18 protein-coding genes and 1 pseudogene are annotated in these 16,635 nt (G+C 44.0%); 10 read left to right on the top strand and 9 right to left on the bottom strand.

Features of this window, described 5'->3' with window-relative positions:
• Positions 1-26 precede the first annotated feature (26 nt).
• Together AVL57_RS03950 and zapE are read right to left on the bottom strand one after the other, a co-directional pair.
• Positions 27-749, bottom strand: a complete 723-nt coding sequence (locus tag AVL57_RS03950) for a YebC/PmpR family DNA-binding transcriptional regulator (RefSeq protein WP_057793730.1) — start codon at positions 747-749, stop codon at positions 27-29.
• 120 nt (positions 750-869) lie between these two features.
• Complete coding sequence (gene zapE / locus AVL57_RS03945; RefSeq protein WP_057793732.1) at positions 870-1,967, bottom strand: cell division protein ZapE; 1,098 nt, start codon at positions 1,965-1,967, stop codon at positions 870-872.
• 263 nt (positions 1,968-2,230) lie between these two features.
• Here zapE and AVL57_RS03940 point away from each other — a divergent pair, with 263 nt between their 5' ends.
• From AVL57_RS03940 to AVL57_RS03930, 3 genes are all read left to right on the top strand, one after another.
• On the top strand, positions 2,231-2,668 hold the full coding sequence (locus tag AVL57_RS03940) for a ZapG family protein (RefSeq protein WP_057793734.1): 438 nt from the start codon (positions 2,231-2,233) through the stop codon (positions 2,666-2,668).
• An 80-nt stretch (positions 2,669-2,748) separates the two neighbouring features.
• Complete coding sequence (locus AVL57_RS03935) at positions 2,749-4,116, top strand: DegQ family serine endoprotease (protein WP_057793735.1); 1,368 nt, start codon at positions 2,749-2,751, stop codon at positions 4,114-4,116.
• 253 nt (positions 4,117-4,369) lie between these two features.
• Positions 4,370-5,440 carry a trypsin-like peptidase domain-containing protein gene (locus AVL57_RS03930; protein WP_057793737.1) on the top strand — a complete coding sequence of 357 codons (1,071 nt, stop codon included), beginning with the start codon at positions 4,370-4,372 and terminating at the stop codon, positions 5,438-5,440.
• A 154-nt stretch (positions 5,441-5,594) separates the two neighbouring features.
• On the opposite strand, the gene murA is transcribed toward AVL57_RS03930, so the two are convergent.
• The 7 genes from murA to mlaF all read right to left on the bottom strand — a co-directional run bounded on the left by murA (position 5,595) and on the right by mlaF (position 10,299).
• Positions 5,595-6,857: a UDP-N-acetylglucosamine 1-carboxyvinyltransferase gene (murA, locus tag AVL57_RS03925; protein WP_057793739.1), complete on the bottom strand. Its 1,263-nt coding sequence runs from the start codon at positions 6,855-6,857 to the stop codon at positions 5,595-5,597.
• A 14-nt stretch (positions 6,858-6,871) separates the two neighbouring features.
• Positions 6,872-7,129, bottom strand: coding sequence for a BolA family protein (locus AVL57_RS03920; RefSeq protein ID WP_057793741.1), 258 nt, complete (start codon positions 7,127-7,129; stop codon positions 6,872-6,874).
• Positions 7,130-7,173: 44 nt separating this feature from the next.
• Positions 7,174-7,482, bottom strand: coding sequence for an STAS domain-containing protein (locus AVL57_RS03915; RefSeq protein WP_057793744.1), 309 nt, complete (start codon positions 7,480-7,482; stop codon positions 7,174-7,176).
• Positions 7,479-8,132, bottom strand: coding sequence for an MlaC/ttg2D family ABC transporter substrate-binding protein (locus AVL57_RS03910; protein ID WP_376738717.1), 654 nt, complete (start codon positions 8,130-8,132; stop codon positions 7,479-7,481). Before AVL57_RS03910 ends, AVL57_RS03915 begins: the two co-directional genes overlap by 4 nt.
• 110 nt (positions 8,133-8,242) lie before the next feature.
• On the bottom strand, positions 8,243-8,716 hold the full coding sequence (gene mlaD, locus AVL57_RS03905; RefSeq protein ID WP_013785351.1) for an outer membrane lipid asymmetry maintenance protein MlaD: 474 nt from the start codon (positions 8,714-8,716) through the stop codon (positions 8,243-8,245).
• A gap of 9 nt (positions 8,717-8,725) precedes the next feature.
• The gene (gene mlaE / locus AVL57_RS03900; protein WP_057793750.1) at positions 8,726-9,502 is read right to left on the bottom strand and encodes a lipid asymmetry maintenance ABC transporter permease subunit MlaE; all 777 of its coding nucleotides are present in this window, start codon (positions 9,500-9,502) and stop codon (positions 8,726-8,728) included.
• Positions 9,499-10,299: a phospholipid ABC transporter ATP-binding protein MlaF gene (mlaF, locus tag AVL57_RS03895; RefSeq protein WP_057796340.1), complete on the bottom strand. Its 801-nt coding sequence runs from the start codon at positions 10,297-10,299 to the stop codon at positions 9,499-9,501. Before mlaF ends, mlaE begins: the two co-directional genes overlap by 4 nt.
• Before the next feature lie 434 nt (positions 10,300-10,733).
• On the opposite strand from mlaF, the gene AVL57_RS03890 reads away from it, so the two are divergent.
• From AVL57_RS03890 to AVL57_RS03860, 7 genes and pseudogenes are all read left to right on the top strand, one after another.
• Positions 10,734-11,690, top strand: a complete 957-nt coding sequence (locus tag AVL57_RS03890; protein ID WP_057796342.1) for a calcium/sodium antiporter — start codon at positions 10,734-10,736, stop codon at positions 11,688-11,690.
• A complete protein-coding gene (locus tag AVL57_RS03885) occupies positions 11,690-12,664 on the top strand; it encodes a KpsF/GutQ family sugar-phosphate isomerase (protein WP_057793752.1) in 975 nt (324 codons plus the stop codon). Before AVL57_RS03890 ends, AVL57_RS03885 begins: the two co-directional genes overlap by 1 nt.
• The gene (gene kdsC / locus AVL57_RS03880) at positions 12,664-13,230 is read left to right on the top strand and encodes a 3-deoxy-manno-octulosonate-8-phosphatase KdsC (protein ID WP_082604966.1); all 567 of its coding nucleotides are present in this window, start codon (positions 12,664-12,666) and stop codon (positions 13,228-13,230) included. Before AVL57_RS03885 ends, kdsC begins: the two co-directional genes overlap by 1 nt.
• A complete protein-coding gene (gene lptC / locus AVL57_RS03875) occupies positions 13,227-13,805 on the top strand; it encodes an LPS export ABC transporter periplasmic protein LptC (RefSeq protein ID WP_057793754.1) in 579 nt (192 codons plus the stop codon). Before kdsC ends, lptC begins: the two co-directional genes overlap by 4 nt.
• A complete protein-coding gene (gene lptA / locus AVL57_RS03870; RefSeq protein WP_082604967.1) occupies positions 13,774-14,325 on the top strand; it encodes a lipopolysaccharide transport periplasmic protein LptA in 552 nt (183 codons plus the stop codon). The genes lptC and lptA overlap by 32 nt, the downstream gene beginning before the upstream one ends.
• Positions 14,326-14,327: 2 nt before the next feature.
• A complete protein-coding gene (gene lptB, locus AVL57_RS03865) occupies positions 14,328-15,053 on the top strand; it encodes an LPS export ABC transporter ATP-binding protein (RefSeq protein ID WP_057793757.1) in 726 nt (241 codons plus the stop codon).
• Positions 15,054-15,128: 75 nt separating this feature from the next.
• Positions 15,129-16,614: pseudogene (locus AVL57_RS03860) on the top strand (RNA polymerase factor sigma-54).
• Positions 16,615-16,635 lie beyond the last annotated feature (21 nt).

Raw genomic sequence — 16,635 nt, 5'->3', positions numbered from 1 at the left:
TAAATAACGTAGCGTACTAAAAGCGTTTAGTTTGGTGTTATACCATTGTGGTAAACATCTTGTACGTCGTCGCAGTCGTTCAGCATGTCCATGAATTTTTCGAACATAGGCATATCTTCTTCACTGATGTCTGATTCCGTTTGCGGGATCCAGCTCATCTCTTCTGCGTCGAAGCTAATATCTGGGTAGGCTTCGGTAAGTGCAGTTTTAACTTGGAAGTACTCAGTATGTGGCGCATAAACGGTAATTTTGCCGTCTTCGCCTTCCACTTCAGTAACGTCAACATCCGCTTCCATCAAAACTTCTAAAATAGCGTCTTCGTCGTCGCCATCAAATTGGAATACGGCTTGGTGATCGAACATGTGCGACACAGCGCCTTGTGCGCCAAGCTTTGCATTAGTCTTAGTGAAGCAGTTACGTACTTCAGTAATGGTACGGTTAGCGTTATCAGAAAGACAATCCACAATTACCATGCAGTTGCCTGGGCCAAAGCCTTCATAACGCATAGGTTGAAAGTCTTCACCCGCGCCACCAGCGGCTTTATCAATAGCTTTATCGATAACGTGACCTGGTACTTGGTCTTTTTTCGCTTTTTCCATTAAACGGCGAAGCGATAAGTTAGTATCTGGATCGGCGCCGCCGTTTTTAGCGCACACGTAAATTTCTTTACCGTACTTTGAATACACTTTAGTTTTTGCGCCAGCGGTCTTGGCCATAGCGGCTTTTCTTACTTCGAATGCTCTTCCCATCTTAAGATTCTCTTTTTTACAAATGGAGTTCTGCCATCAGTAGCAGAAAAAATTGGGCAAATTCTACCGATTTTATGCCCAACAATACAGTGCCACGGGCACTCTCGCTGTTTTTATTAGTTAAGGTAAGTGCTCAGTGGCTAAGTATTCGTGCGATTGCATTTCGCTTAATCGGCTTAAACAGCGTCTAAATTCAAAGTTCAGCAGCCCCTCGCCGTATAAATTGTCCATTGCAACTTCGGCAGAAATAATCAGCTTTACATGACGTTCGTAAAATTCATCTACCATGGCAATAAAGCGGCGTGCAACATCGTCATTATGTTGCCCCATCACTTTTACGTTAGCTAATAACACCGAATGGTAACAACGACTTAGCTCGATATAATCGCTTTGACTTCGCGGCCCACCACATAGCGCATTAAATTCTATCATTAACACACCATCAGCATCTCTAAGGGTGTCTATTTGCCTGTTATTCACTTCTATCGTTTCGTTTTCTGAACCCGCTTCAGGTGCTAACTGCGCAAAGTAACTATGTAAATTCTTAATCGCATCGCCATCAAGGGGGTAATGATAAATTTCTGCCTGTTCAAGAGTACGAAGACGATAGTCCACACCACTATCTACATTTATCACTCGTGTATTTTGATTAATTAAGTCGATAGCCGGTAAAAAGCGTGCACGCTGAAGGCCATTTTTGTATAAGTCATCTGGAACAATGTTTGATGTAGCCACCAGCACAATGCCATAACCGAAAAGCTCTTCCATTAGCGTGCCTAAGATCATGGCATCGGTAATGTCCGATACAAAAAACTCATCAAAACAAATTACCTTGGTTTCTTTGGCTAACTTGGCCGCAATGGTTTTTAACGGGTCTTGTGCGTTGGTAAGCTGCTTAAGCTCGTCATGAATTCGGTGCATAAACCGGTGAAAATGCACACGCATTTTATTTTTAAACGGCAGGCAGTCGTAGAAGGTATCCACCAAATAGGTTTTTCCTCTGCCTACACCACCATAAAAGTAAATACCTTGAATGCCAGCGTTCTTTTGGCCTTTACCAAATGCCGACTTAAGCTTTACCCGCCACGTATGTTTTTTCTCTGGCTGGGTTAACTCCTCAAATAAACGCTGTAATTCTTTAACCGCATTTTCTTGTGCTGCATCGTACTGAAATTCAGGCGACGTCAAATCTACTTGATATTTTTCCCATGGCGTCATCGCCTATTCCACTCCCGCAAAATGTCAATAGTGGCCGTGGCTGCACCGACCTGCTTGAAATTATCAATTATGACCTTAATTTTAATGGAAATCACGGTAGAATCGTACCTAGTTAATTTGCATAGCTCGTATAAACACAATTAATGCGATCTCTATGCGCTTTTCATACTGGCTCTTGCTATATTCAAGTAATGGTCGAATGCATTAGGTAGCACGTATCAAGGTGTACTTAATGTGAGTAGTACGTTAATTCGGAGAATAGAATGGAACTGTTAGTGTCTCTTGCTTTACTAGTGGTGGGTTTAATCATTGGCTTTTTTATAGGTCGTTTTGTACAAACCAAAACGGGCGGGAATAACGCAGCTCAAACAGAGCAGCAAGTGAAAGAGATATTAGCTCAGCAAGCTCAACATCACATTCATCAAACCCGTCAAAGCCTTGAAAGTATTGAAGGTCAATGCGAAACACTGAAGCAACAAATTGAAGAATACGAAGCATTGCTCACGCAAAGCAGTGACGATGAAGACGCCAAAGTCCCCTTCTACGGTGAACAAGCGACGTCTTACCTTCGCAACAATTTAAAAAGTTCTGAAAAGTCTAAAGTAAATAAAGTATCCGACACCCAACCAAAAGATTTTGCGAATTCAGGGTCGGGTCTATTCGTCGGCGGTTCTGAGCAATCCACCGCAGACAAGTCATAATTCAGGAACTTTTTCAGTTATTTCAGAGTCTTTAGTAAAATGATTCAATATCGCAATAACCTGAAGGAGTATAAGCGAGCATGAAAGTGTCTTTTCGTCAGTATGTCGTGGCGTCTGCAGTATTAGTAAGTTCTCTTGGCTTTAGCGTGAACTCTTATGCGGCATTGCCGTTCTTTTCAGATAAAAAGGATGAGGTGCCGTCTCTAGCCCCAATGCTAGAAGAAGCAACGCCTGCAGTGGTAAGTATTGCCGTTGAGGGAACGCAAAGCTCTCGTCAACAAGTGCCTGAAATGTTTCAGTATTTTTTCGGCGCACCGCAAGAACAGGTTCAAGAGCGACCGTTTAGGGGGTTGGGTTCAGGTGTTATTATTGATGCGGATAAAGGCTATGTGGTAACGAACAACCACGTTGTCGATAATGCCGATGAAATTACCGTCAAGCTTACCGATGGCCGTGAGTTTAAAGCAAAAAAACTCGGCTCTGATGAACAAAGTGATATAGCGTTGTTGAAAATCGATTCAGATGATCTCACCGCATTACCACTGGCCGATTCAGATGCGTTGCGAGTGGGTGACTTTGTGGTAGCTATTGGTAACCCTTTTGGTTTATCACAAACGGTTACCTCAGGTATTGTTAGTGCACTAGGCCGCTCTGGTTTGAACATTGGTGGCTACGAAGATTTCATTCAAACCGACGCTGCAATTAACCGTGGTAACTCGGGTGGAGCCTTGGTTAGTTTGCGCGGCGAACTCGTCGGTATAAATACTGCAATTTTCGGCCCTAACGGCGGTAACGTGGGAATTGGCTTCGCTATTCCTAGCAATATGATGAAAAGCTTAGTCGATCAAATTGCTGAATATGGCGAAGTTCGCCGTGGATTATTGGGCATTCTAGGCAGCGACATAGACGCAGGCCTTGCAGAAGCGATGAACGCCGATGTGAACATTGGTGCGTTTGTTAGTGAAGTAACTCCAGAATCTGCTGCTGACAAAGCGGGCATTCAAGCTGGTGATATTATTACCGGTATTAATGGTAGAAACTTGCATAGCTTCCAAGAGCTGAGAGCTAAAATCTCTAGCATGGGTGCAGGTGCTGAGGTTGAACTTACCATTATGCGTAAAGGTAAGAAGATGAATATGGATGTTGTGCTTGGCGATGCTACGCAATCAACCGTCACAGCTGCACAAATTCATCCTGCACTTGAAGGTGCTACGCTAACTAATGGTACTGATGAAGCAGGTAATGCGGGTGTGGTTATTTCTGAACTGGCTAATGGCAGCCCCGCTGCACGCATTGGCTTGAAGCCTGATGATATTGTGATGGGTGTGAACCGCCTACGCACGCCATCTGTGGCTGAGTTTAGAGATGCGTTAGATAAAGCAAAAGGGGTTATTGCTCTTAATGTTAAACGTGGAAACTCTACGATTTACTTATTGATTCGTCAGTAGTTGTAACGAACTTGTACATAAAACAGCGCCCAGAGGCGCTGTTTTTTTATGCGTAATTTAGTGAAAGTGTAGGTTTGCCGTAAAATGCTTATGCCCAATCGGATTAAAGACGACAGATTGACGGATAAGGTGATATCCTTTAACTTAATCAAATAAAAAATACCATCAACACAAAGCCTTATTTTGCCAACTATTTTGGCTCAAATTTGTGGGCTGAAGTGCTTTGGCATTAAAAACAATGTAAGTGTGGCTTGTGACTGGCAGCTCAATAGTTAATTTCATTATAAAATCAATATTCCTTGGAACAATAGTAGCCTTGCTTCTGTTGTTTTTGTTGCCGGATTTACGTCAAGGTAGCGGCCTTACCCAAGGACTTTTCACCGAGCCCTCTGTGAGTGCCAGCCGTGAAAGCTATTTTTCGCCTTTAAGCCGCTCTGCCCCTGCTGTAGTGAATATTTATAGCGTTAGTATTGAGAACGACACCGGCTTGTTTCGCAATCAGCCTAGAGAGCGCGCCAGTTTAGGTTCAGGCGTGATTATGACCGAAAACGGCTATATTCTTACCTGCCACCATGTAGTAGAAAATGCTGATAGCATCTATGTTGCGGTGCAAGACGGCAGAATATTGGAAGCACAAATAGTGGGTAACGACCCACTTACCGATTTAGCGGTATTGAAAGTAACTGCAGACAACTTACACATTATTCCCCAAGTTTCCGAGCCAGATATTCACGTAGGTGATGTGGTAATGGCTATCGGTAACCCTTTCGATTTAGGACAAACGATTACGCAAGGAATTGTCAGTCGCGCTGGACGCAACGGGCTATCAAACTATGTTGATTTCATCCAGACTGATGCCGTGCTTAACCAAGGTAATTCGGGCGGCGCACTGGTAGACAGTAACGGTATATTATTGGGTATTACCAACGCGAATTTCCAAGTACGTGATTCTCGTAATCGTGTTCGTAATGTAGACGGCATAAACTTCGCAGTACCTTACGAACTCGCCAAGCGAGTGATGGACAAAATTATCAATAATGGCCGTGTTATTCGTGGTCAACTAGGGTTTATTGGTGGTGAGTACCGCAACCGACCAGGTATTGAAGTTACGGCGGTAGCTAACGGTAGCGCTGCAGATGAAGCTGGCTTGCAACCAGGTGACATTATATTAGCCATTGACGGCATTCGTTTAGAAAGCGCGTCGAAGACCTTGGACATGATTGCAGAAACTGCACCTGGTACTACCTTAGAGCTTGAAATTAGCCGTGGTGGTAACCCGCTTACTATTAATGCATTAGTTGCTGAGCTACGAGCGCAAGAATAAAGCGCTTTCGCCGCTGCCTGTACTAACGAATAAAATGCATTAATCACAAACACAAAAAAGGCGCCTTATGATAAACCATCATAGGCGCCTTTTTTTCTATAAGCCGTGAATGAGCAATTAACTCACATTGCTCGTGGCTCTTTATTCTTAATGATTACTCTTTAACACGCTCGATGTTCGCGCCAAGTGCACCTAACTTCTCTTCAATAGCTTCGTAACCGCGGTCTAGGTGATAGATTCGGTTTACATGGGTTTCACCATCGGCAATCAACCCAGCAATCACTAAGCTTGCAGACGCACGTAAATCGGTTGCCATTACAGGTGCACCTTTAAGCGCTGAGCTGCCTTTAGATACCGCAGAGTTACCTTCAAGGGCAATTTCAGCACCCATACGTTGTAGCTCTGGTACGTGCATAAAGCGGTTTTCAAAGATAGTTTCGGTTATAACACCTGTGCCTTCCGCTACGCAGTTTAACGTAACGAACTGGGCTTGCATATCTGTTGGAAATGCAGGGTGTGGCGCAGTTTTAACGCGAACTGCTTTGGGCTGCTTGCCTTGCATGTCTAGCTCAATCCAGTCTTCACCTTGGGTGATAACCGCACCGGCTTGTTCAAGCTTATCGATAACCGCTTCTAATGTTTCAGGTGCTGCATGAGTACAGCGAATTTTTCCGCCTGTTACCGCAGCAGCGACTAAGAAAGTACCGGTTTCAATACGATCAGGCAGTACACGATAGTCACAACCATTTAGGGTTTCTACCCCTTCAATAGTAATTTTATCAGTACCTGCACCAGAGATAACCGCACCCATTTGAATAAGGCAGTTAGCTAAATCGACAATTTCAGGCTCACGCGCAGCGTTTTCTAGCACGGTAGTACCGTCTGCCAACGCGGCTGCCATCATTAGGTTTTCGGTAGCGCCAACACTAACCATGTCCATAAAGATGCGTGCACCTTTTAAACGACCATCAACTTCAGCGCGAATGTACCCTTCGTCTACTTCAATTTTTGCGCCCATTTTTTCAAGGCCAGTTAAATGAAGATTTACAGGGCGTGCACCTATAGCGCAGCCACCAGGAAGTGATACGTTTGCTTTGCCTTGTTTCGCAAGCAAAGGACCAAGCACTAAAATTGAAGCACGCATAGTGCGTACTAACTCGTATGAAGCTGTGATGCTTTGCAGCGTGCTTGAGTCTAATACAACATCGTTTGCAGCAGGTTGTGCTACTTCAACGCCTAGCTCTCGCAACAGTGCTACTGTGGTATTAATATCACGCAGTCGAGGCACGTTGGTATAACGACATGGCTGGTCGCTAAGTAAACTGGTCATCAATAATGGTAACGCAGCATTCTTAGCACCGGAAATACGCACGGTTCCCTGTAGTGCAGGGCCTTTCTTTATAACAAGTTTATCCACGAAAAAAGACCCGCTTACTGAGGAATGTGAAACTGGCGCTCACGCTCCCAGTCTTTTACTGAAAAGGTTTTGATTGTAATGGCATGCATAGACCCATCGGCAATCTTATCTGATAAGGGTGCATAAACGGCCTGTTGGCGTTTTACGCGGCTCATCTCATTAAAAATATCGCCTACCGCGATAATGTTGAAATGAGATCCTTCGCCTCGTACATGAACTTCTTGAAGCTCTAAGGCGTCGGTGAGAATTTTTTCAATTTCGGACAATTCCATAACTTACTTCTTTACCTGCTTGTTCTTTACCTAGCTAATTAAGATCATTCTACTGGTAAAAAGCCATCAACGTCGCTTATTTTAGCCAGTTTACGTAATTTTTCTGGAGGTTCACGCAAGCTAACATTAATCCCCTCACGCTTTCCATCTCTAATTGCGTTTAATATCCAAGCTAATCCAGCGCTGTCTACTCGCTCAACATCGCCTAAGTCTATACAACACGTACCCGCTTTCACCAATATAGCGCTTTGCGAAGAGGTTAAACTTTCCCAAAAATTTTTAGACAGCGTGTCACGGTCTAAATGACCATGCACACTGACTTGGGCATTATCGTTAACCTGGAAAAGGCTCACGCAGTTTCTCCGTCAAAATCGATAGGCTCATCTTGATTTAGCTCAACCGGCTTACCAATTTTTTCTCTCATTAGCGCAATCACGGCATCTATTCCATCTTGGCGAAGGATAGATTCAAACTCGCTACGCTTACTATTTAGCATGCTGATACCTTCAGCAACCATGTCGTACGCTTTCCACTCATTAGTTTTAGAGTCTTTACGTACTTTAAATGCAATTTTAATCTCTGGACGCTTTGGATCTTGAACTACGGCACGAACTGTTACTGATTTTTTATCACTGAACGACGACTCAGGTTCAAATTGAACCGTTTGGTTGTCGTAGTAGCCCATCGCAACCGCGTAAGATGTAATAAGGTATTGTCTGAATACAGTAATGTATTCACCCATTTTTTCTTGCGGAACAGATTTAAAGTGTTTGCCCAATACCATGAAAGCAGCAAATTTATAGTCGATATGAGGTACTAGCTCTTCTTCCATAATGGTGCGCAACATTTCAGGATCAGCTTTAACCGCTTCTTGGTTCGCTTTAATTCTATCGAAGGTTTTAGAAGCAACGCCTTTAACCAACTCATACGGGTTTTGCTCGTTGATTTCTTGAGCTTGTGCCATTCCCACTAAAGAGAACATCCACACACCCATTACCATCATTAACTTTTTCAATGTTTATCTCCTAAAACTAAATACTTATTACAACAGACCTGAAAAGTCCCTTTTAGGTTTCATCAGGTCTTTATTAATTCTAATTAACCTTTGAATTCTTACTCTTCGTCACTTCCGCGACTAAATAAGAATTGCCCTATCAAATCTTCTAATACCAACGCCGATTTAGTGTCTTGTAAGTAATCGCCGTCTTTAAGGTTTGCTACCCCGTCAAACGAAAACCCTGGCTGGAAACCAACGTATTGCTCACCTAGTAGGCCAGAGGTCAGTATGGAAACTGAGCTAGTTTCTGGAAAACCGTCGTAACTTTTCAAAATTGATAACTCTACTACGGGCGTGAAGTCTTCTTGATCAAGTGTAATAGAAGAAACACGACCAACGTTCACACCCCCCACCTTTACCGATGAGCGCGCTTTTAAGCCACCAATGTTGTCGAATTTAGCGTACAGGGTGTAGGTATCACCATCGCCACCTACCGATTGATTAGCCACTTTTAGTGCCAGTAACATTACCGCACCAATGGTTAATACAACGAACATGCCAACCAATACTTCAGATTTATATTTATTCATGACTCAACCCTACTCAATGCCAAACATAAGGGCGGTAAGCACGAAGTCCAGCCCTAATACTGCTAATGAAGAATACACTACAGTTTCTGTAGTAGCTTTGCTGATCCCTTCCGACGTAGGAATAGAATCGTAACCCTTAAATATGGCTATCCAGGTGACAACCAAGGCGAAAACAAGGCTTTTAATGATGCCGTTTACCACATCCTCGCCCCATTCCACTGTAGACTGCATAATTGACCAATAACTGCCAACATCTACACCTAACCAATCAACGCCCACTAGGTGTCCGCCTAAAATACCTACCGCACTAAATATCAGCGCCAACATTGGCATAGAAATAATGCCCGCCCAAAAGCGAGGAGCGACAATACGTCTTAGCGGGTCAACCGCCATCATTTCTAAGCTACTAATTTGCTCAGTGGCCTTCATTAGACCAATTTCGGCGGTGAGTGCAGAACCCGCTCTACCTGCAAATAATAGTGCGGTTACTACTGGTCCAAGCTCACGAAGCAGTGATAACGCCACCATAGGGCCTAAGCTACCTTCAGCGCCGTAATCAACTAAAATAGTATAGCCTTGCAGTGCCATTACCATGCCAATGAATAATCCTGACACGATAATAATTAACAAAGACTGAACGCCCACCACATGAACCTGCTTAATGGTAAGCGGAATATTTTTCAATCTAGGAACGGCAAACAGCGCTCCCATTAACATATACGTAGCGCGGCCAATGGCGGTTAATTTACCAATGGTGTTAGCACCTATCGATTGGAAAAACTTCATTTATCCCCTCCGAAAAAGGTATTTTCTATATCCGGAGCAGGGTAATGAAATGGCACAGGTCCATCAGCTTTACCTTTTAAGAACTGCTGAACTAACTCAGAATCGCTTTCTCTAATTTGCTGCGCGGTTCCTTCACCAATCACCCTTTTGTCTGCCAAAATATAAATATAGTCGGCAATAGTGAGTACTTCGGTCACGTCGTGGGTTACCACAACGCTCGTTAAATCTAGCGCGTCGTTAAGCCCTCTGATTAATTTAACCAGTACGCCCATGGAAATAGGATCTTGGCCAGCAAAAGGTTCATCGTACATTATAAGGTCAGGGTCTAACGCAATGGCTCTGGCTAACGCTGCACGACGTGCCATACCACCGGAAAGTTCGCTTGGCATGAGTTGCGCAGCGCCTCTTAGCCCAACAGCCTGTAGCTTTAATGCGACAGTTGTAGCGATAAGATCTTCCGATAATTTGGTATGTTCACGCAGTGGAAACGCCACATTGTCAAAAACCGTCATGTCAGTGAACAAAGCACCGCTTTGAAAAAGCATGCTCATTCGACGACGTGCTTGATAAAGCTCTTTACGGCTCATGGCGACAATAGAATCACCATCAAACTGTATATCACCTTCATCTGGCGTTAATTGCCCGCCTATAAGGCGCAGTAAGGTGGTCTTCCCTATACCACTGGGGCCCATTACGGCCGTAATTTTTCCTTTCGGAATGCTCAGCGTAATACCGTCGTAAATAACACGGTCTGCGCGTCGAAAGGTTAGGTTGTCTATCTCGACTAAATGGTCCATAGCGATTTTATTTATCGACCCTTGAATAATTAGTGATACCAGCAAAGCAAGTAATGACACACATCACTCACTTCCTATAGATGTAAGATTTAAGCTACTTAAGTCGCCTTTAACGCTATTAGTGTTCTATAACTGCTTTACATAACAGCTAATGCCAAGGCAAGTTCTATGCCTTTGAGTACGTTAAATCGATAAAGTTTACTGAGCAGTGTAATTAAGTGACATTGTACGCTTTTTCAAGCGCGGCACAAAAGCAAAACGTTACAAGTTATGTTCGATTTATTCGAATTTAGAAAATTCGAATAATTTTCAATCAGTAAGCATGATCAAAGGGGCACTTAATACCACCTTTACTAAAATAAGCGATAGTTCCCATAGGCAAATGGCATTGTTTTTGCGACAATCTTGTGAAATTCCTAACTATGCTGGTTGTTGTGCTTTTAAACGTAGTCATTTTTTTAGTTGGACTGATTGTACTTAGCTGGAGTGCAGACCGTTTTGTTTACGGTGCATCAGCGTTTGCCAAGAATATTGGTATGGCGCCCATGATGATAGGCTTAACCATTGTCGCAATGGGTTCGTCTGCGCCTGAAATTGTGGTGTCAGCCGCAGCATCTATTAACGGTAATATGAATACCGCCGTAGGTAATGCATTAGGCTCAAACATTACCAACATTGCCCTTGTGCTTGGTATTACTGCGCTAGTTAAACCGCTTCTTGTTGCCTCCTCTACGTTAAAGCGTGAACTCCCTGCCCTACTTGTTATTACCGTCATTGCGGTTGCTTTTCTTTTCGATGGCGAACTTACTCACCTGGAAGGCATCATTCTCATCAGCCTCTTCGTGATTGTTTTAGGCTTAATGGGATGGTTGTCTATGAAAGTAGACAAAGAAGACCCGTTAGTGAGTGAGACGACAGATGAAATTCCTAACGATGTACCCACCTCTTCCGCCATTTTTTGGATTGTTGTTGGCTTAATATTGCTACCGCTGAGTGCACACTTCTTGGTAGGTTCAGCAGTAGAAATAGCCAAGTACCTAGGTATGTCGGATTTAGTTATCGGTTTGACCATTATAGCTCTTGGTACCAGCCTGCCCGAATTGGCTGCCAGTATTGCAGGTGTGCTTAAAGGGGAAGACGACTTGGCCTTAGGAAATATTATTGGCTCTAATATTTTCAATTTACTTGCCGTACTAGGCATGCCGGGCTTAATTTCCCCGGGCGCGTTAGACCCTGACGTTTATAACCGCGATATGTTTGTTGTGCTTGGGCTAACTTTATTATTGTTCTTATTTAGTTTCACCTTGATGGGTAATCGTCGAATAAGTCGAAGAAATGGCGGCTTATTGATTGCTTGCTTTATTGGTTATCAATTTTGGCTTTTTGCGTAATGTCACAAGAAAATAGCTTCATCACTTCAGCTAAGCGCGTCATAGAAATAGAAGCGCAGGCAATATCAGCGCTTGCATCTCGTATGAACGATGACTTTGTTACTGCATGCACTTTGCTACAAAACTGCGTAGGCAAGGTTGTGGTATGCGGCATGGGTAAATCAGGGCATATCGGGCACAAGATTGCAGCAACACTTGCCAGTACCGGAACCCCGTCGTTTTTCATGCATCCAGGCGAAGCTAACCATGGCGACTTAGGCATGTTAAGCAAAGGTGATGTGCTACTCGCTATTTCTAATTCTGGTGAAACCGCAGAGCTCGTTAACCTATTACCCATCGTAAAGCGCTTAAACGTGCCGGTTATTGCAATGACTAATAGCGTAACCAGTTCGTTAGGCCAGCACGCAGACGTGGTATTAAATATCAGCGTAGAAAAAGAAGCGTGCTCTTTAGGCTTAGCACCTACCTCTAGCACTACCGCGACGCTGGTAATGGGTGATGCCCTTGCCGTCGCGCTACTTGATCGCAAAGGTTTTACCTCTGACGATTTTGCGCTTTCCCACCCTGGTGGCAGCTTAGGCAGAAAACTATTGCTTAAAGTAAGCGATATTATGCTGACGGGTAGCGAATTACCCTTGGTAGACGAAAACGCCCTGGTTGCAGACGCGCTATTGGAAATTTCCAATAAGGGTTTGGGTATGACAGGGGTTATCGATAATCAAGGTATATTGATTGGAATTTTCACCGACGGTGACTTACGCCGTATTTTAGATGCCCGCATAGACTTGCATACCGCAACGGTTACACAAGTGATGACCAAGGGCGGTAAAACAACCATGCCAGAGCAACTCGCCGTGGAAGCGCTAAACTTAATGGAAACCCATAAGATAAGCGCGCTTATGGTAACGGATGAAACCCGCAAGCCTGTGGGCGCGTTCAACATGCACATGCTACTCAAAGCGGGAGTTTTATAATGAGCGACACCCAAACAACCGTAAATACACTTTATACCGCTATGCCTGAAGCTTTGTATTCCTCGTTAAAGCATGTTCGATTATTAGTGTGTGATGTAGATGGTGTGTTTTCGGATGGCCGTATTTACCTCGGTAATGCTGGCGAAGAGTTAAAAGCATTTCATACTAGGGATGGCTACGGCGTTAAAGCGCTCGTGAATTCTGGAGTAGCGGTAGCGGTCATTACGGGCAGGCGCTCTGCCATTGTCGAAAATAGAATGAAAGCGCTGAATGTTGCACACATCGTGCAAGGTGAAGAAAATAAGTCTGACGCACTGGCCGAACTTATGACTCGCTTATCACTTAAGCCCGAGCATGTGGCGGTGGTAGGTGACGATATGCCAGATACCGGCATGTACCCTCACGCTAACATAAAAATTGCGGTAAAAGACGCCCACCCTGCGGTTGCCCAACAAGCGAACTGGATCACCGCATTGCCAGGTGGCTTCGGTGCGGTACGTGAAATATGTGACACTCTACTTCAAGCAAACGACAAACTGCACGGCATTCAAGGTGCTAGCGTATGAAGGTATTAGGGTTTGACCGATTAGGCTTGAGTATTTCGGTGTTATTTATATTGGCATCCGCCATGTATATTCCGATTTGGATGGAAGAAGATCCTACCCAGCAGACTAATCAGGGGTTAGATGCATTAAAGCCCGCGTACAAAGCCAAAAACTTAACGACCACCTTGTATAATCAAGAAGGCCAGCTAAATCACAAAGTATTTGCGGCGTCGATGGAACATTACGACCAATTGGGCTTTGTTTTATTCCAAAAGCCCAGATATACATTGTATACCGACGATGCACAGTCTCCGTGGGAAGTGACCGCGACAGAAGGTACTTTGTATAATAACGAATTGATACAGCTAGAAAATAATGTCGTTATTGAAAACCAAAGTGTCGATGACTTTGTAAGAACAATACGCACAGCGTTTATAGAGATAAACCTGTACACTAAGCAAATGACATCTGATCAGCCCGTGGAAATACGTGGCTTACAATATGTGATTAACAGCAATGGGTTTAACGCCAATTTGCGTACCCAGGAATACGAGTTAATAGACCATGTACAAACCATTTATTCGCCTAGCCACTAAAGCATTAGCGACCAGCCTAGCTGTTAGCCTATTCGCTACTGTGGCTATAGCGGCTGAAAGCGACTTTAACAAACCCATTAAAGTCGACTCGAAATCGCAATTTGTTGACGGCAAAAATAAAACCTCATTGTTTAAAGATGATGTACGAATTACCCAAGGTTCTTTGGTAATAAATGCCGATGAAGTTGAAGTTATTGCCAGCGAAGGTGATGGACGAGAGATATTCGTTGCTCGCGGCAAACCAGCCAGCTACTCGCAAGAACTTGAAGACGGTGCCACCGTCACAGCGAAGGCCAATGAAATTCGCTATGAAGTGGTAAACCGAACTATTTCTTTACAAGGTAGTGCTGAATTACAGCAAGACACCAGTAAAGTACAAGGCGACAAGATTACCTTTGACATGGTTACAGAACAATTGCTTGCAACAGGCGGCAAAGACGGTGAAGGTGGCAGAGTAACTACCGTATTTACGCCTGAGGCAATACGTAAAGCGTCATCGAATAACGAAGGCGATAACTAATAATGGCAACGTTGAGCGCACAGAGCCTTGCAAAGGCGTATAAAGCACGTCAGGTGGTTCGCGATGTAAGCTTATCAGTATCGACTGGGCAAATCGTTGGATTACTCGGCCCAAATGGTGCCGGTAAAACCACTACCTTCTACATGATTGTTGGCTTAGTGCCCCTTGATAAGGGCAAAATCAGCATTGATGACAGCGAATTAACCCACGAGCCCATGCATGAACGTGCACGCCGCGGAATTGGATATTTGCCGCAAGAAGCCTCGATTTTTAGAAAATTGACGGTGTTTGAGAACATCATGGCTATCTTACAAACCCGTAAAGGGTTAAGTTCAGCAGAGCAAGAACAAGAAGCCGATGCGCTACTTGATGAATTTAATATCAACCATATACGTAATAGTACGGGTATGAGTTTATCCGGTGGTGAACGTCGCCGAGTAGAAATCGCGCGAGCTTTAGCCGCTGATCCGCAATTTATTTTGCTTGATGAGCCATTTGCTGGTGTTGATCCTATATCGGTTAATGATATAAAGAAGATTATCCAACATCTTCGTGACAGAGGAATTGGAATCCTAATCACCGATCACAACGTAAGAGAAACACTGGATGTGTGTGAGAAAGCGTATATTGTGAGCCAAGGCGAACTCATCGCGCAAGGGACGGCAGAACAAGTTTTAAGTAATCAGAAAGTAAGGGATGTATACCTAGGAGAACAATTCAGGCTATAGTTACTGTAACCGAATTGTCATTTTCAGTTTTAAGTACGGGTATATTCACAACAAGAGTTTAAAAATAAGACGTAGATGAAACCATCTTTACAGCTAAAGTTCAGTCAACAACTTACCATGACACCGCAGTTGCAGCAGGCAATCAAGCTGCTGCAGTTGTCTACGCTCGACCTGCAGCAAGAGATTCAGGAAGCACTAGACTCAAACCCACTTTTAGAAGTTGAAGAAGGCGGCGATGACCACCCTGTTGAGAAAAACAACATGGATGGAGATGACCCTTCTGTAGAAGCAGCTCCTACTGCATCTAGCGATTCTTTAAGAAGCAGGAGACGCGCTTGAAAAGAACGACCTTCCCGACGAATTGCCAATTGATAGCACATGGGACGAGTATTACTCGGCCTCATCTGCACCCGCTCCAGGTCCCTCTAATAATGATGACGACCAACTGTTTCAGGGTGAAACTACCGACAATATTCAAGACCATTTGCTTTGGCAGATGCGTTTAACCCCGTTTTCAGATACCGACCGCGCAATTGCTACCGCCATTATCGACTCAATTGATGAATCTGGTTACCTCAACGTACCCATTGAACAGATTTTAGAGTCAGTGAATTCCGACGATGTTGAAGAATTGGTTGAAATGGACGAAGTTGAATGCGTACTAAAACGTATTCAAATGTTCGACCCTATCGGTTCAGGTTCACGTACTCCGCAAGAGTGTTTGCTTGTGCAGCTTCGCCAGTTCTCAGACGACACGCCATGGCTTACTGAAGCAAGACAGCTTATCAACGAGTATTCAGACCTACTTAGCAGCAAAGACTACCGTACGTTAATGCGCAAGAGCCGTTTGAAAGAAGATCAACTTCGCGAAGCCATGCGCTTATTGCAAACGTTGAATCCTCGTCCAGGTAGTGCATTAATTACCAAAGAGCCGGAATACGTTATTCCTGATGTTTCGGTAAACAAAAAGAATGGCCGTTGGGTGGTGGAACTTAACCCCGATAGCCTGCCTAAATTAAGCGTAAATCAGCAATATGCTGCCATGAGCAGACGCTCTAAAAACAGCAGCGATTCGCAATTTATTCGCTCACACATGCAAGAAGCCAAATGGTTTATAAAAAGCCTTGAGTCAAGAAATGACACCTTGATGAAAGTAGCGAACTGTATTGTGCAGCAACAAATGGGCTTTTTCGAGCACGGCCCAGAAATGATGAAACCAATGGTGCTAAATGATGTCGCAGAAATGGTAGATATGCATGAATCCACCATTTCACGTGTCACCACGCAAAAGTATATGCATACCCCACGTGGCATTTTCGAATTGAAGTATTTCTTCTCTAGTCACGTGGCAACGGAATCTGGTGGTGAGTGTTCATCTACCGCTATTCGCGCGTTAATTAAAAAGCTTGTGGCAGCGGAAACGCCCAGCAAGCCATTAAGCGATAGCAAGATTGCTCAATTGTTGGCCGAACAAGGCATTAAAGTTGCCCGGCGAACAATAGCAAAATACCGGGAATCATTATCGATTCCGCCGTCAAACCAACGCAAAAGCCTTATCTAAAGGCCTTGATAATTTAAGGAA

It is taken from the genome of Alteromonas stellipolaris (genome assembly GCF_001562115.1).
Taxonomy (GTDB): Bacteria; Pseudomonadota; Gammaproteobacteria; order Enterobacterales; family Alteromonadaceae; genus Alteromonas; species Alteromonas stellipolaris.
The sequence above is the reverse complement of the archived record's forward strand: the minus strand, read 5'-3'. Positions and strand labels throughout refer to the sequence as shown.

Coding starts and splice junctions, on each gene's coding strand:
- AVL57_RS03935 (WP_057793735.1), top strand. CDS start 2,749: ATGAAAGTGTCTTTTCGTCAGTATGTCGTGGCGTCTGCAGTATTAGTA.
- mlaD (WP_013785351.1), bottom strand. CDS start 8,716: ATGAATAAATATAAATCTGAAGTATTGGTTGGCATGTTCGTTGTATTA.
- lptB (WP_057793757.1), top strand. CDS start 14,328: ATGGCAACGTTGAGCGCACAGAGCCTTGCAAAGGCGTATAAAGCACGT.
- AVL57_RS03920 (WP_057793741.1), bottom strand. CDS start 7,129: ATGGAATTGTCCGAAATTGAAAAAATTCTCACCGACGCCTTAGAGCTT.
- mlaF (WP_057796340.1), bottom strand. CDS start 10,299: ATGGACCATTTAGTCGAGATAGACAACCTAACCTTTCGACGCGCAGAC.
- lptA (WP_082604967.1), top strand. CDS start 13,774: ATGTACAAACCATTTATTCGCCTAGCCACTAAAGCATTAGCGACCAGC.
- AVL57_RS03910 (WP_376738717.1), bottom strand. CDS start 8,132: ATGATGGTAATGGGTGTGTGGATGTTCTCTTTAGTGGGAATGGCACAA.
- AVL57_RS03885 (WP_057793752.1), top strand. CDS start 11,690: ATGTCACAAGAAAATAGCTTCATCACTTCAGCTAAGCGCGTCATAGAA.
- mlaE (WP_057793750.1), bottom strand. CDS start 9,502: ATGAAGTTTTTCCAATCGATAGGTGCTAACACCATTGGTAAATTAACC.
- lptC (WP_057793754.1), top strand. CDS start 13,227: ATGAAGGTATTAGGGTTTGACCGATTAGGCTTGAGTATTTCGGTGTTA.
- AVL57_RS03950 (WP_057793730.1), bottom strand. CDS start 749: ATGGGAAGAGCATTCGAAGTAAGAAAAGCCGCTATGGCCAAGACCGCT.
- AVL57_RS03940 (WP_057793734.1), top strand. CDS start 2,231: ATGGAACTGTTAGTGTCTCTTGCTTTACTAGTGGTGGGTTTAATCATT.
- kdsC (WP_082604966.1), top strand. CDS start 12,664: ATGAGCGACACCCAAACAACCGTAAATACACTTTATACCGCTATGCCT.
- zapE (WP_057793732.1), bottom strand. CDS start 1,967: ATGACGCCATGGGAAAAATATCAAGTAGATTTGACGTCGCCTGAATTT.